The sequence below is a fragment of the Mesorhizobium sp. M1227 genome, from assembly GCF_040318315.1.
In the GTDB taxonomy this organism is placed as follows: domain Bacteria; phylum Pseudomonadota; class Alphaproteobacteria; order Rhizobiales; family Rhizobiaceae; genus Mesorhizobium.
Genome location: NZ_JAMYLZ010000063.1, coordinates 1 through 12,814, shown reverse-complemented (window position 1 = coordinate 12,814; position 12,814 = coordinate 1). Strand labels below are relative to the sequence as shown.

The following is a 12,814-nucleotide window of genomic DNA, read 5'->3' as shown; positions in this document are numbered from 1 at the left end:
GACTTGGAACAGAGGACCTTGCAGACCATCGACAACCCGTTCGGCACGAGGTTGTCACCCATGTCTTAGGTACAATCTGTTACCTATGTCTCCGGGTTGGACACTTGCTTGCTGGTGCCCCCGGACGGGATCGAACCGCCGACCTTCGGTTTACAAAACCGCTGCTCTACCGGCTGAGCTACAAGGGCACGGCGCTTCGGTTACCATATTTGATGCGCCAGTAAAGACAAAACTCCGTTTTTCGGTTCCCGGCGAACGCGCCGGTTCTGCCGCCAGGGCGTCCTGAAAACGGCCAATTCGCTTCCTATATTGATCGAAGGTGCAATCGCATCAGCGAGGCAGTCGCATGATCAGGTTTGTCATCATTCTCCCGCTCGTCGTCGTGGCTTGGGTTCTCCTGGTGAAGCTCATCAAGGACCTGAAGCACGCCAATATCGACTGGACCGGCGTCACCACCATCATCGGCTTCATCGCGCTCGCCTTCTGGCTTCGCCATATCACCGGCATGGGGTGAGCGAGAGAGTGAGTAGTGAAACCGCGAATTCTCACTACTCACCAATCAAAACGAAATCACTAAGAACCGCTCACTAAGAATTCTCAGAACCTCCGAACCTTTCGCTGCCGCGCCGCGACCGATCTCCAGAGGCGAATGATCGCCTCATTCAAAGATCGAGGAGATCATCATGTCCAAGCGCAGTTTTACTGTAAGCGATGTGCTCCTCACACATTGCTCGGATAATTCGGCCGCTCGGTGTCAGATGCCATTGGCCGCTGAACCTTATGGCAACCTGCGTCACTACCAGTCAGTGGCGACGATTTGAGGCCGTTGATACTGCGAAACATTTCGATATGCTTCCCTTCAAGCCATAAGATTGTCGCGCAGCGCCTGTGTTGGATTTTCAATGCCGAGAAGAAAGCAATTTAAGGGAATTTGCCACGATATTCTTGAAAGCTTTGTCAGTAGATACAACGACCTGGATGGCTACTGGGCCTTGGGGCAATACGCAACCTTTCTGACGGAATCCGGTCAACGGGAGTTGCGGCTACGGCTGCAGAGGGGATCAACGTTGTCTGAGTGCTCCAAATTCAGCGCCTCGGCTACCTACTATCAAGGAGCGGTGTTGCGGCTTATGGATGCGAATGAGATGCCGCATAGCTGGTTTGCGAATGCCTACATCAGATTTTCCATGGTGGGTCCGACGAATGCTCTTTGCGAGGTTGAAATCGTGTCTGATCTCGGCAAGGCTTACCACGGTGATCGCAGGATCGACGTCCGACCTCATAACCCGCTTCGCGAGCACCGGAGAGGAGGCAACTTTGGGCCGTCAAATCAAATGGGCCAGTAAACCCGATCCGAGGCAAGGCATTTGTGCAATGACTGGTTCGGGCCGACTGTCATGGGTAGGAATTCCTTTGTAAGGCGGGATATTTCCAAGGAAGCAGCTCATCGATCCGGCATTGTTTATGGCCGCTGACGATGGCGGTGAGTGTGCTCGTCAGATAGGACAGCGGATCAAAAGTATTGAGTTTGCAAGTTTCAATGAGCGAGGCGATGGTCGCCCAGTTCTCGGCCCCAGCGTCGTGCCCTGCGAAGAGTGCGTTCTTGCGATTGAGGGCTATCGGTCCGATGGTTCGCTCGACTCTGTTATTATCGATTTCGACGTGGCCGGCGATCAGGAAGAGCTTCAGGCCATCCCGGTATTTGGCGATGTAGGCCAAAGCCTCGCCGAGTGGGGACTTGGCCGCGACGCGCGACCGTCTTCATCGCCACTGGCGCCCTAGCCGGCACCGCCTGTCGTCGTCGGCCCACGGCACGCATCATCATCATCACCATTGGCATCACTGGTGGTGGTGGCACCACCATCATCATCACCATGGAAGGTGATCATCTTCCTTTGATTAGATGATCCACTTGGCGAAAGGGTGGCTTCGGCCGCCCTTTTTGCGTCATGAGCCAGGATCGTTGCCGTCGGCCGAAGAGACCCGAAAAATGTTTGAACCTTTTTTCTCCGCCGCAACGACTTATGATCAAGAGGCGGTTGGATCGCCTCCCACAACAAGGAGATCGTCATGTTCAAGCGCACCATCATTTCCGGCCTCGTCGCCACCACTGTCGCCGCCGCCATGCTGGTCGGCACCGTTCAGCCGTCGGCCGCCCATCACAAGCACAAGCACCTCGGCATCGGCATTGCCGCAGGTGTGGCGGCTTCCTGCTCGGCAGCGCGCTGGCCCAGCCGCGCACCGTCTATATCGAGGAAGACGGCGGCTCGTGGCACGTCCGGCGCTGCCTCAATCGCTACCAGAGCTACGACCCGTACTCGGACACCTATGTCGGCTACGACGGCTATCGCCATCGCTGCTGGCTTTGAGGGCCACGATGCCAGCTTGGGATGACCGTTTCATGCAACCGGAAGAAGGGCGCCCCACTGGCCCTTTTTCTGTTGTTCGGCGATAGGCTTCCTGTCGAAATCGACTGACTATCAGTGTCGGCGCTGCCCCTCATCTGCCTGCCGGCATCTTCTCCCCGTATAGTGACGGGGAGAAGGGACGCTTTCGGCGATGACTTCGGCAGTCTCCAGCGCTGCAAGAGGGCGCCAAGGTCGCGGTCAGCTTCTTTCCCCCCGTCACTATACGGGGAGAAATGCCCGGCAGGGCAATGAGGGGCAGCGCCAGCTTCAGTCTCCAAGCAATTTAGCTATCATTTGTCTCTGATTTCACCAGGAACCCGGCAGTATACAGCGATTTCCCAACAGCCTAGTCTGCACCGATAGCGAAACAGGGAGAGGGCGCTTGGGCGAGCACGATCCGAACGAAGAGCCGATCGAGACGGTTTTCCGCAACGGCACAATCACCACCGTCGGCATCCTGCTGGCGTTCTCGCTGGGCTTCATCACGCATTGGGCCGCCAACCCGATACCTTGGGAAATCTATCACCTGGCCGCCGTCGTGCCGATTTTGATCGGCATTGCCCTGCAGATACGAGCGCTGCGGTTGCTGCTCGACATAACGTCTCTACAACGGCGCGTTTATGAACGCGCCAATCGTATCTTCATTGCCGGCCTAATCTTCACCGCCTGCGGAGTTGGGCTGGCGATGCTGCTTGATTTCTACGACCTATCGACCAAGAGCGCGGTGCCCGGGGCCTAGCTTTGGCCATCCTGGCAGATGTCGCACCATTCGACGCTGGTCAGCGCAGCCATGCGCTCGGTTCGCTGCGAAGGCCGGGAGGGGTCGGCAGCCCGCCGATCATCCTTGTCACCTTCGCCGCCGCATCGTGCACAAGCGGGCCGATTTCGGCCAGCCGTTCCGGCGTTACCCGCACCGTCGGCCCGGAAACCGAAACGCCGCCGATCGGCTCGCCGAACTCATTGAAGATGGCGGCGGCAACGCAGCGCATGCCCGGATGCCGCTCCTCGTCGTCTACCGACCAGCCGCGCAGCTTGATCGTCACCAGGTCGCGGGCGAGCGCCGGGATATCGGACAGCGTGTTTTCGGTGAAGCGCTCCAGCCCGGCCCGGCGCAGGATGGTGGCGACGCGTTCCGGCTCGAGATGCGCCAGCACTGCCTTGCCGATGCCCGAGGCATGGAAGGAGCTGCGCGTCCCCGGCCGGAAGAAGGCGCGGATCGCCTGATGCGTCTCGACCTGACTGACAAAGACGACGCAATCGTCCTCGGCGACGCCGAGATTGGCGGTCTCGCCGGTCTTCTCCATCAATTCCTGCATGACGATACGGGCGCGGTCGACCAGCTTGCGGCGGCGCAGGAACGCCGCGCCCATGCGATAGGTCTCGACGCCGATCGACCACAGCTGGTCGGTACCGTCGAACTCGACCATGCCGTGGTTTTCCAGCGTCGTCAGCATGCGGTAGGCGGTGGATGCCGGCAGACCGGAACTGGCGGCGATCTCGCTCAGCGACAGGCCGCTGCCATCGGCAACGATTGCCAGGATGCGCAGCGCCCGGTCCAGCGACTGCACCGAAGCAGCCTCGGCCGGCCCGTTGAAGGCGCGCGGCCGGCCGCGCTGGCGTTTTTCGGTGGTTTCCATCGGGCCATTCTTCGCTCTGTTCGCCCAGCAAGGCAATGAAAAAGTTTTTCATCGATTTGCGAAGCGAATTCGTGGAAAACAGAAAGTCAAATCAATTCAATCTACAAGAGCCGTTTTCTAGAAATGAAAATATATTCTGAAAAAATTGAAAAATCATTGGTGCGCTGGCATCATCGGCTATCAACAATTCCGTGGAGGCTGACATGGCCAGGATGCGCGCAGTCGACGCAGCGGTTCTCGTTCTCGAAAAGGAAGGCATCTCCTGTGCCTTCGGCGTGCCGGGTGCTGCGATCAACCCGCTCTATTCGGCGCTGAAGGCGAGGGGCAGTATCCGCCACATCCTTGCGCGGCACGTCGAGGCGGCTTCGCATATGGCCGAAGGGTTTACCCGCGCCAGATCGGGCAATATCGGTCTGTGCATCGGCACCTCGGGTCCTGCCGGCACCGACATGATCACTGGCCTCTATTCGGCCGCTGCCGATTCAATTCCCATCCTCTGCATCACCGGGCAGGCGCCGCGGGCGCGTCTCAACAAGGAGGATTTTCAGGCCGTCGACATTGCGGCGATCGCCGCACCCGTCGCCAAATGGGCGGTTACGGTGATGGAACCCTATCTGGTGCCGATGGCGTTGCAGAAAGCGTTTCATCTGATGCGCTCGTCGCGGCCGGGGCCGGTGCTGATCGATTTGCCTGTCGATGTGCAACTGACCGAGATCGAGTTCGACATCGATGCCTACGAGCCGCTGGTGCCGTTCAAGCCGGCAATGTCGCGCGCTCAGGCCGAGAAGGCGTTGACGATGCTGAACGGGGCGGAAAAGCCTGTCATCATCGCCGGCGGCGGCATCATCAACGCCGATGCGTCCGATCTGCTGATCGAATTCGCCGAAGTCACCGGCGTGCCCGTCATCCCGACGCTGATGGGCTGGGGCGCGATCCCCGACGACCACCGCCTGATGGCCGGCATGTGCGGGCTGCAGACCTCGCACCGCTATGGCAATGCCACGATGCTCGAAGCCGATTTCGTTTTCGGCATCGGCAACCGCTGGGCCAACCGCCACACCGGTTCGGTCGACGTCTACACCAAGGGCAAGAAGTTCATCCACGTCGATATCGAGCCGACGCAGATCGGCCGGGTCTTCGCACCGGACCTTGGCGTCGTCTCAGATGCCGGTGCGGCGCTTAAGATGCTGCTCGACGTCGCCACCGAGTGGAGGACGGCCGGAAAATTGCGCGACTGGTCGGGCTGGGCCGGCGAATGCCGGCAGCGCAAGAAGACGATGAAGCGCAAGACCCATTTCGACCAGGTGCCGCTGAAGCCGCAGCGCGTCTACGAGGAGATGAACAAGGCGTTCGGCCGCGACACCACCTATGTCACCACGATCGGCTTGTCGCAGATCGCCGGTGCGCAGTTCCTGCATGTCTACAAGCCACGCAACTGGATCAATTGCGGCCAGGCCGGCCCGCTCGGCTGGACGCTGCCCGCAGCACTCGGCGTTCGGGCCGCCGATCCGGACCGCACTATCGTGGCGCTGTCCGGCGACTATGATTTCCAGTTCATGATCGAGGAACTGGCAGCCGGTGCGCAGCACAGATTACCCTACATCCATGTCGTCGTGAACAACGCCTATCTCGGCCTGATCCGCCAGGCGCAGCGCGGCTTTTCGATGGATTTCGAGGTCAGCCTGGCCTTCGAGAACGTCAATCGACAGGGCGATGCCGAAGCTGGCTATGGCGTCGACCACCTCGCCGTCGCCGAGGCGATGGGCTGCAAGGCGGTCCGGGTGCGCCGGCCGGAGGAATTCGCCGGCGCGTTCAAGGAGGCGCAGCGCCTGATGAACGAGCACCAGGTTCCGGTGGTGCTCGAATTCATCCTCGAGCGCGTCACCAACGTTTCGATGGGTACCGAAATCGACAAGATCACCGAATTCGAGGAGCTAGCCGAACATCACGAAGATGCCCCCACGGCGATCGTCATGCTCGATTAAGCCGCATATGAGGAACTACTGCCATGCCACGGTTCTCAGCCAATCTTTCGATGCTCTTTGGCGAGCATGACTTCCTCGACCGCTTCGATGCCGCCGCCCGCGCGGGCTTCAAGGGCGTCGAGTATATCGGCCCCTATGACCATGCGCCGGATGTCGTCGCAGCCAGGTTGAAGAAGAACGGGCTGACGCAGGTCCTGTTCAACCTGCCTGCCGGCGACTGGGCCAAGGGCGAGCGCGGCATCGCGATCCTGCCCGACCGCGTGCCGGAGTTCCGGCAGGGCATTGCCAAGGTCGTCACCTATGCGCACGCATTGGGCTGCGAGCAGGTCAACTGCCTCGCCGGCATCGCGCCGCAAGGCGTCGACCGCTCCGTGCTGGAAGACGTCTTCGCCGAAAATCTGGCTTTCGCGGCGGAAAAGCTGGAGCAGGCCGGCATCAGGCTGCTGATCGAGCCGATCAACACCCGCGACATTCCGGGCTTCTTCCTGAATTACTCGGACCAGGCCCTGGCGCTGATCGACCGCGTCGGCTCGAAGAACCTGTTCCTGCAATACGATATCTATCACATGCAGATCATGGAGGGGGATCTCGCCCGTACCATCGAGGCAAACCTCAACCGCATCGCGCATATCCAGCTTGCGGATAATCCCGGCCGTCATGAGCCGGGGACGGGCGAGATCAATTTTCCCTTCCTGTACAACCACATCGACCGCATCGGCTATTCCGGCTGGGTCGGGGCGGAGTACAAGCCGAAGGGCGGAACGGAAGCCGGGCTTGGGTGGTTCAGGGACCTGGCCGGGCAGGGGAGTGCGGCGGCATAGACGCAACGTGTCGCACGTCGCGTTCCTGCGCGCCCCCTTAACAAGAAACGGAGAAGGACATGGAAACCATCGGCTTCATCGGCCTCGGCATCATGGGCGCGCCGATGGCGGGGCATCTGCTAGACGCCGGTTATCAGGTCGTCGCCAGCGACCACCGCTCGAAGCCGCCGGCCGATCTCGTCGCCAAGGGCCTGAAGGCCGTCACCGGCCATGATGCCGTTGCCCGCGCGGCCGACATCGTCATCACCATGGTTCCGGATACGCCGCAGGTGGCCGATGTGCTGTTCGCTGAGAATGGCGTCGCGTCAGGCCTCACTAAAGGCAAGCTGGTCATCGACATGAGCTCGATCTCGCCGATCGAGACCAAGGAATTCGCAAAAAAGATCAACGATGTCGGCTGCGACTATCTCGATGCGCCGGTGTCGGGCGGCGAGGTCGGGGCCAGAGCGGCATCGCTGACCATCATGGTCGGCGGCGAAAAAAATGCCTACGAACGCGCCAGGCCTATCTTCGAGAAGATAGGCAAGAACATCACTCTGGTCGGACCCAACGGCGTCGGCCAGATCACCAAGGTTGCCAACCAGATCGTCGTTGCGCTGACCATCGAGGCCGTCGCCGAAGCGCTTGTTTTTGCATCGAAAGCCGGCGCCAACCCGGCCAAGGTCAGGCAGGCGCTGCTGGGCGGGCTCGCAAACTCGCGCATCCTGGAAGTGCATGGCGAGCGCATGATCAAGCGCACTTTCGCGCCCGGCTTCCGCATCGAACTCCACCAGAAGGACCTGAATCTCGCCCTTGAAGGCGCGAAAGCGCTCGGCGTCGCCCTGCCCAACACTTCAACGACGCAGCAATTGTTCAACTCCTGCGCGGCCAACGGCGGCGCTAAGGAAGATCATTCGGCGCTGGTTCGGGCGCTGGAGCGGATGGCGGGATGTGAAGTGGGTGAATAGTGAATAGTGAATGGTGAATAGGTAGTCAGTTGCAGATAGGTGAGTAGTTGGTAGTGAATTGGTCACGACTTACGGACAGTCTCACCATTCACCATTCACCATTCACCATTCACCATTCACCATTCACCATTCACCCTTTCAAAAATTTCCCCGCCGCATAAAGCGCCACCGCGGCGGCATTCGACACGTTGAGCGAGCGGATGGCGCCCGGCATGTCGAGGCGGGCGAGCGTCGTCACCGTTTCGCGCGTTTTCTGGCGCAGGCCTTTGCCCTCGGCGCCAAGTACCAACGCGATCTTTTCTCCGGCAAAGCTGGTTTCAAGTTCCGCCGGCCCGTCCGAATCCAGCCCTATCGTCTGGAATCCGGCCTCGCGCAGCTGCTCCAGCGCATCGGCGAGGTTCTTCACCTCGATCTGGTCGATGTGCTCCAGCGCGCCGGAGGCCGACTTCGCCAGCACGCCGGATTCCTGCGGGCTGTGGCGCGCCGTGGTGATCAATGCACCGGCGCCGAAAGCCACCGCCGAGCGCAGGATCGCACCGACATTATGCGGATCGGTGATCTGGTCGAGCACCAGCACCAGCCTGGTGTCGCCGAGCGCATCGAGGCGTTTCGGTTTCAGCGGCTCGGCCTCGATCACCACGCCCTGGTGCACGGCATCCGAGCCGGTGACCTTGTCGATGTCCCTGGGTTCGACCAACTCCGCCTTGAAGGGCAAAGCGCCAAGGTCGGCGATTGCCAGCCGCTCGGCAGCGTTGCGCGTCACCAGCATCTTCTTGATTTTGCGGCGCGGATTGTCGAGTGCGGCCCGCACCGTGTGCAGCCCATAGAGCCGCACCAGCCCATCCACCGGGTTCTCGCCGGGCGGCACCGGCTGGCGTGGCCTGAATGCAGGCGCGCCACCGCTCTTCTCGTCGCGATGCGCGCGGCGCAGCTTGGCGTAGTGGGTGTCTTTAGGGGTCTTGGATTTGTTATCGTTGCTCATGGCCGGCTTCTATAGCCGTGTCGTCCGGTCATGGATACAGCCGCAGAAGCTGCTTGTCGGGCGAGGCGTGAGATTCAGCGCTTTTTGGCGGGCTGTTGCGGTTGACAGTTTTGGGCGCTGCCGCCATAAGGCGCTTCGCGGAAGGGCTGCTTTGGCAGCCGCGACGCGTCGATGCCTCGTTGCATGGCTCCGGCGGCAGACTGGAGAGGTGCCCGAGTGGTTAAAGGGGACGGACTGTAAATCCGTTGGCTATGCCTACGTTGGTTCAAATCCAACCCTCTCCACCACTGCCGGCCCGGAAGCCCTGAAACGCAGAGCGAGCGTCGGAGCGGATCCGATGCTTGACTGAAAGGCGCGGGTATAGCTCAGTGGTAGAGCAGCAGCCTTCCAAGCTGAATATGCGGGTTCGATTCCCGCTACCCGCTCCAGATTTCCCCCAAGCCGCGGCGCACCTCGCGCACGATGCCGAAGCAGGCAGCCCCAAGCGAAGCGCTTTGCCGATAGTTCAAAGTATTCGTTGCGCGTCCAGACGGACGCGCATCTTAATCTGTGTTATCGTTGTCCCGAACCGCAGGCGGCGTTGGGCGACAGGCGTCAGCTCGCGAATTTGCTGAATATGGACGCGAGCTGGTTCTGCTGCGGCACTTGCCCGTTCGGCGTCAACTGGTCGACAAGCCCTGGCAGGGCTGCGGATAGTTGCTTGAGCAGGTCCTGTTGGTTCAGACCGGTCCTTTGCGCGATCTCCTGAATGATCTGCGGCCCGAGGGCACTGCCTAGATCGCTGGGGTTGATCGGCTGGTTCTGACCGGTGCCGACCCACGAATTGGCGACGTTGCCGTGGCCGGCGTCCTTCAGTTTGTCGAGCAGTCCGCCCAGACCGCCGAGCAGTCCGCCGTCGGCGGATGCGGTTGTATCAGGCGGGACGGGGGCAGGGCTCTGCGCCGCCTCCGGCTGGGCGGAACTTCCACCGCTCAGCATTTTTCCCACCAAAAGTGCGCCGAGCGCGATCATCAGCGGCTTGGCGACGTTGCCGCCGGGAACGGCATTGTCAAACAGTCCCATTGTGGATCTCCATGTCAAATTGCCCGTCCGTCTCCAACAATGACGCATCCATGGCGAATTTCAAGCCGGTTTGAGCTTTCCGTAATCATGATTTTCAAGTTGGCTTGAGCTTTGCTTAATAATGTGGAAGTAATCGGGTGCGGGGAACGGAGAGGAAAAATGTCAATATTAAGCTGGATTATTCTCGGCGTCATCGCCGGCTTCATAGGCAGCAAGATCGTCAATAAAAGCGGGCAAGGCCTGGTGCTCGACATCGTGCTCGGGATTGTCGGCGCCATCGTCGGCGGGCTCATCTTCAGCGCCTTTGGCGCGTCGGGCGTTACCGGGCTCAACATCTATAGCCTGATCGTAGCCGTGGTCGGTGCGGTGGTTGTCCTGTGGGGCTATCATCAGTTCAGCGGCAAGAGGGCACTCTAGAAGCCGTCCGGCAGTTGCGTCGGCATTCGGGTGAATGCCGACCGCCTATCTCATCCTTTTGAGGATTTCGCGGATCAGCGTGTTGAGGCCGGCTTCCAGCCCTCTCACCATGATCGGCCATAATTCCTCGAGCAATCGCTGCCATACCGCATCGCGCCCAATCCTCACCGGCAGATTTGGCATCGCGCCCATTGCCGCCGTCACGTCGCGGCGCAGCCGGTCGCCACAGGCGCTTGCGCCGCTGATCGTCGGATCGAAGGGCAGCCGGGTGAAATCCCATTTTCCGCGCTGCTCGATGCCGAGATTGCTCTCGACTTCGGCATGCGACAGCACCGTTTTGGGTGTGACCTTGATGCGGTAATATTTGCAGAGTTCGGCGACAACGGCGGTCATCGCGTTCCACTGCGCCCTGGTCATCGGATAGCGGCCGGCATCGAACGGCCTTTCCTCCGCCCCGGCCATGCAGCAGAGCGAAACCCCGATCGAGCCGCCGTTGCAGTTGAGCGTATGCGCGGCATATCCCGGTTTTAGCCGGCCCGAATTGAGCGCGATCGAAGGCCGACCCCTGACCAGGAGGCCATTCCCCTCGACCAGTATGTGATACGCATCCCTGTCGGTATCGCCGGCCGAATGCGAGCCGGCCGTCCAGTGGCAAATGACGCGCCTCATCGCAACATCGGGCAACCAGTCGGGCGGCAATGCCACAGAAATCCCCGCGACATAGGTTCAGTGACGGAGCACAGTATAGTTTCCTTGGCGGCGGACGCGAAAACGAAACGATAATTTGGTTGAGCGTTTTCTAACGGTCAGCTATTCGCCGGCATCTCCGGCGACCGCGTGTTCTCTGTATTGCGGCAGATCGTCGGTGATCGTGAACCACTTCGCCTTGGAGCCGACGAAGATGTGCTGCGTCGGCCGGATGGTCGGCTCGTCGACGAGACTTCCCATGGCGACATGCACGAAGGCACCGTCGCGGACCACCGAATAGAGCAACGAGCCGCAGGTCTTGCAGTGCGCGTCATGGCCGGTGTCGTCGCCGAAGATCATGAGATTGTCCTCGCCCCTGGTCAGGCTCAGCCTGTCGCGTTCGATGCCGGCGAATGGCTTGAACGCCGAGCCGGTGGTGCGCCGGCAGTTCGAGCAGTGGCAGTTCGCGGCATAGACGAACGCGTCCGCCACCGCGTACTGAACGGCGCCGCACAGGCACTTTCCGATAAGCCTGCGGTTGCGTGAATTCTGGTTGTCATCCGGGCTTGCCACGCGCTCCTCCCATTATGCAGGCTGATTTCAGTTTCAAGCGACGACGGTCAACCGGCGCTTGCGCTCGTCGAGCGAGACGATGGTCAACCCGCTGGCCACCACCAGCAGGATGCCGCAGATGGCCAGCGCATTCGGGAGCTGCCGGAAAACCACCAGGCCTGAAATCACCGCCCAGACGGTAAAGCAATAGTAGAACGGCGCCACCACGCTGGTCGGCCCGACGCGATAGGCCATGAAGATAAAGAAGTGGCCGAAGATCAGGAACAGTCCGGCGCCGCCCATCAGCAGCAGGTGACGGATTTCAGGCACCACCCACTGCTCGGAAACCAGATGCGCAACGCCGGCGCCCGCGAGCACGACAATCACCGCGGAAATAGCTACGACCATTCCCGGCACGTCGGCGGCGACCTTGCGTCCGGCCAGATCGCGCGCCGCGGACAGGGCTGCATTGCCTAGCGCCAGCAGGGCGTAGACGGAAACCCCCTGCATCGTCGGTTGTGCCACCATCACCGCGCCGATAAAGCCGAGCCCGATCAGCGCCAGGCGCACCCCGCCGATCCGTTCGCCAAACAGCATCGAGGAGCCGACCAGCATCAGCAAGGGCGTGATCTGCCCAAGCGCGGTCGAATCGGCGATCTGCATGTTGGCGAGCGCCACCACGTAGCAAAGGATCGCACCCAGTTCGAGCATGTTCCTGCGCAAAACCTTGGCGTCGAGGATCAGCGGGATCTGCTTGCCATAGCCCAGCATGAACAGCAGCGGAATGCCCCACAATGTTGCCGCAGCGCCGCGCAGGAATAGCACCTCATAGGGCGGCAGTCCCGCGGTTGCTAGCTTCATCATCGTGTCGTTGACGATGTAGGACCCGGTCGAAACGACCATGAACAGCGGGCCTCGTATGGCAGTCGGGATGAAATGCATCGGCCCACGAAATCAGACCGGCGCCAGGGCGGCAATGGGCCAGATCCGGCTGTAAATCCGTCAAAGCTGTCAGCCGCCGCCGTAACCATTCCATTTGCCCTTGTTCGTTCCTATATCCGCGCCACATTCTCCGAAACCGGATCACGCGTTCGGGCGGGCGAGCGCGCTCGGCGACAAGGCACTTGTGTTTTTCGGCCTTAGTCGCTAATCGCCCCGCATTCGACTGAACTGAAGGTCCAGGCCATCCCCAGGCCGTCCAAGGAAAGAGACTATGGCAAAAGGTAAATTCGAGCGCACTAAGCCTCATGTGAACATTGGCACGATTGGTCACGTCGACCATGGCAAGACGTCGCTGACGGCGGCGATCACCAAGT

At 60.7% G+C, this 12,814-nt stretch carries 16 protein-coding genes, 3 tRNA genes and 1 pseudogene; 11 read left to right on the top strand and 9 right to left on the bottom strand.

Translation table 11 applies throughout. The annotated features are described in order from the left end of the window. Positions 1-112: 112 nt before the first annotated feature. A tRNA-Thr gene (locus NKH28_RS33030) sits at positions 113-188 on the bottom strand. A 158-nt stretch (positions 189-346) separates the two neighbouring features. Between NKH28_RS33030 and NKH28_RS33025 the strand changes: the two genes are divergently transcribed. Both NKH28_RS33025 and NKH28_RS33020 read left to right on the top strand, forming a co-directional pair. Beyond that, positions 347-514: a hypothetical protein gene (locus NKH28_RS33025; protein ID WP_352451069.1), complete on the top strand. Its 168-nt coding sequence runs from the start codon at positions 347-349 to the stop codon at positions 512-514. 358 nt (positions 515-872) lie between these two features. Beyond that, positions 873-1,346: a hypothetical protein gene (locus NKH28_RS33020; protein WP_352981332.1), complete on the top strand. Its 474-nt coding sequence runs from the start codon at positions 873-875 to the stop codon at positions 1,344-1,346. A 49-nt stretch (positions 1,347-1,395) separates the two neighbouring features. Here NKH28_RS33020 and NKH28_RS33015 read toward each other — a convergent pair. Together NKH28_RS33015 and NKH28_RS33010 are read right to left on the bottom strand one after the other, a co-directional pair. Further along, a pseudogene (locus NKH28_RS33015) lies at positions 1,396-1,758 on the bottom strand (IS66 family transposase); the annotation flags it as partial. A gap of 20 nt (positions 1,759-1,778) precedes the next feature. After that, positions 1,779-2,078 (bottom strand): hypothetical protein, encoded by a 300-nt coding sequence (locus tag NKH28_RS33010; protein ID WP_352981333.1) that lies wholly within the window; start codon positions 2,076-2,078, stop codon positions 1,779-1,781. Between NKH28_RS33010 and NKH28_RS33005 the strand changes: the two genes are divergently transcribed. Together NKH28_RS33005 and NKH28_RS33000 are read left to right on the top strand one after the other, a co-directional pair. Next, the gene (locus tag NKH28_RS33005; protein WP_352686957.1) at positions 2,025-2,369 is read left to right on the top strand and encodes a BA14K family protein; all 345 of its coding nucleotides are present in this window, start codon (positions 2,025-2,027) and stop codon (positions 2,367-2,369) included. The genes NKH28_RS33010 and NKH28_RS33005 overlap by 54 nt on opposite strands. A gap of 421 nt (positions 2,370-2,790) precedes the next feature. Continuing rightward, positions 2,791-3,147 carry a hypothetical protein gene (locus tag NKH28_RS33000; RefSeq protein ID WP_352451067.1) on the top strand — a complete coding sequence of 119 codons (357 nt, stop codon included), beginning with the start codon at positions 2,791-2,793 and terminating at the stop codon, positions 3,145-3,147. Between the two features lie 40 nt (positions 3,148-3,187). On the opposite strand, the gene bhcR is transcribed toward NKH28_RS33000, so the two are convergent. Then, a complete protein-coding gene (gene bhcR / locus NKH28_RS32995) occupies positions 3,188-4,045 on the bottom strand; it encodes an HTH-type transcriptional regulator BhcR (protein WP_352472784.1) in 858 nt (285 codons plus the stop codon). A 203-nt stretch (positions 4,046-4,248) separates the two neighbouring features. Between bhcR and gcl the strand changes: the two genes are divergently transcribed. From gcl to NKH28_RS32980, 3 genes are read left to right on the top strand one after another with little or no spacing between them, the layout of a single operon-like run. Further along, entirely contained in the window at positions 4,249-6,030 is a 1,782-nt protein-coding gene (gcl, locus tag NKH28_RS32990; RefSeq protein WP_352686944.1) for a glyoxylate carboligase, read from the top strand. A 23-nt stretch (positions 6,031-6,053) separates the two neighbouring features. After that, positions 6,054-6,851, top strand: a complete 798-nt coding sequence (gene hyi, locus NKH28_RS32985) for a hydroxypyruvate isomerase (protein ID WP_352686945.1) — start codon at positions 6,054-6,056, stop codon at positions 6,849-6,851. Positions 6,852-6,910: 59 nt separating this feature from the next. Further along, on the top strand, positions 6,911-7,798 hold the full coding sequence (locus NKH28_RS32980; protein WP_352501668.1) for a 2-hydroxy-3-oxopropionate reductase: 888 nt from the start codon (positions 6,911-6,913) through the stop codon (positions 7,796-7,798). Between the two features lie 130 nt (positions 7,799-7,928). Here the strand turns inward: NKH28_RS32980 and rlmB are convergent, their stop codons facing one another. Further along, on the bottom strand, positions 7,929-8,780 hold the full coding sequence (gene rlmB / locus NKH28_RS32975) for a 23S rRNA (guanosine(2251)-2'-O)-methyltransferase RlmB (RefSeq protein ID WP_352981331.1): 852 nt from the start codon (positions 8,778-8,780) through the stop codon (positions 7,929-7,931). 202 nt (positions 8,781-8,982) lie between these two features. Here rlmB and NKH28_RS32970 point away from each other — a divergent pair. Further along, a tRNA-Tyr gene (locus NKH28_RS32970) sits at positions 8,983-9,067 on the top strand. A 67-nt stretch (positions 9,068-9,134) separates the two neighbouring features. Beyond that, positions 9,135-9,208: transfer RNA gene (locus NKH28_RS32965), tRNA-Gly, on the top strand. Between the two features lie 166 nt (positions 9,209-9,374). On the opposite strand, the gene NKH28_RS32960 is transcribed toward NKH28_RS32965, so the two are convergent. Next, positions 9,375-9,842, bottom strand: a complete 468-nt coding sequence (locus tag NKH28_RS32960) for a YidB family protein (RefSeq protein ID WP_023680430.1) — start codon at positions 9,840-9,842, stop codon at positions 9,375-9,377. A 159-nt stretch (positions 9,843-10,001) separates the two neighbouring features. On the opposite strand from NKH28_RS32960, the gene NKH28_RS32955 reads away from it, so the two are divergent. Further along, positions 10,002-10,259 carry a GlsB/YeaQ/YmgE family stress response membrane protein gene (locus NKH28_RS32955; RefSeq protein ID WP_352981330.1) on the top strand — a complete coding sequence of 86 codons (258 nt, stop codon included), beginning with the start codon at positions 10,002-10,004 and terminating at the stop codon, positions 10,257-10,259. Between the two features lie 45 nt (positions 10,260-10,304). Here the strand turns inward: NKH28_RS32955 and NKH28_RS32950 are convergent, their stop codons facing one another. The 3 genes from NKH28_RS32950 to NKH28_RS32940 form a co-directional block, all read right to left on the bottom strand. Further along, positions 10,305-10,928 (bottom strand): peptidoglycan recognition protein family protein, encoded by a 624-nt coding sequence (locus NKH28_RS32950; protein ID WP_352981329.1) that lies wholly within the window; start codon positions 10,926-10,928, stop codon positions 10,305-10,307. Between the two features lie 141 nt (positions 10,929-11,069). Next, a complete protein-coding gene (locus NKH28_RS32945) occupies positions 11,070-11,519 on the bottom strand; it encodes a GFA family protein (protein ID WP_352981328.1) in 450 nt (149 codons plus the stop codon). 33 nt (positions 11,520-11,552) lie between these two features. Then, positions 11,553-12,440 (bottom strand): DMT family transporter, encoded by an 888-nt coding sequence (locus NKH28_RS32940; protein WP_352981327.1) that lies wholly within the window; start codon positions 12,438-12,440, stop codon positions 11,553-11,555. A 271-nt stretch (positions 12,441-12,711) separates the two neighbouring features. Between NKH28_RS32940 and NKH28_RS32935 the strand changes: the two genes are divergently transcribed. After that, the coding region (locus tag NKH28_RS32935; protein WP_245464554.1) for a GTP-binding protein at positions 12,712-12,814 on the top strand (103 nt) is incomplete at its 3' end.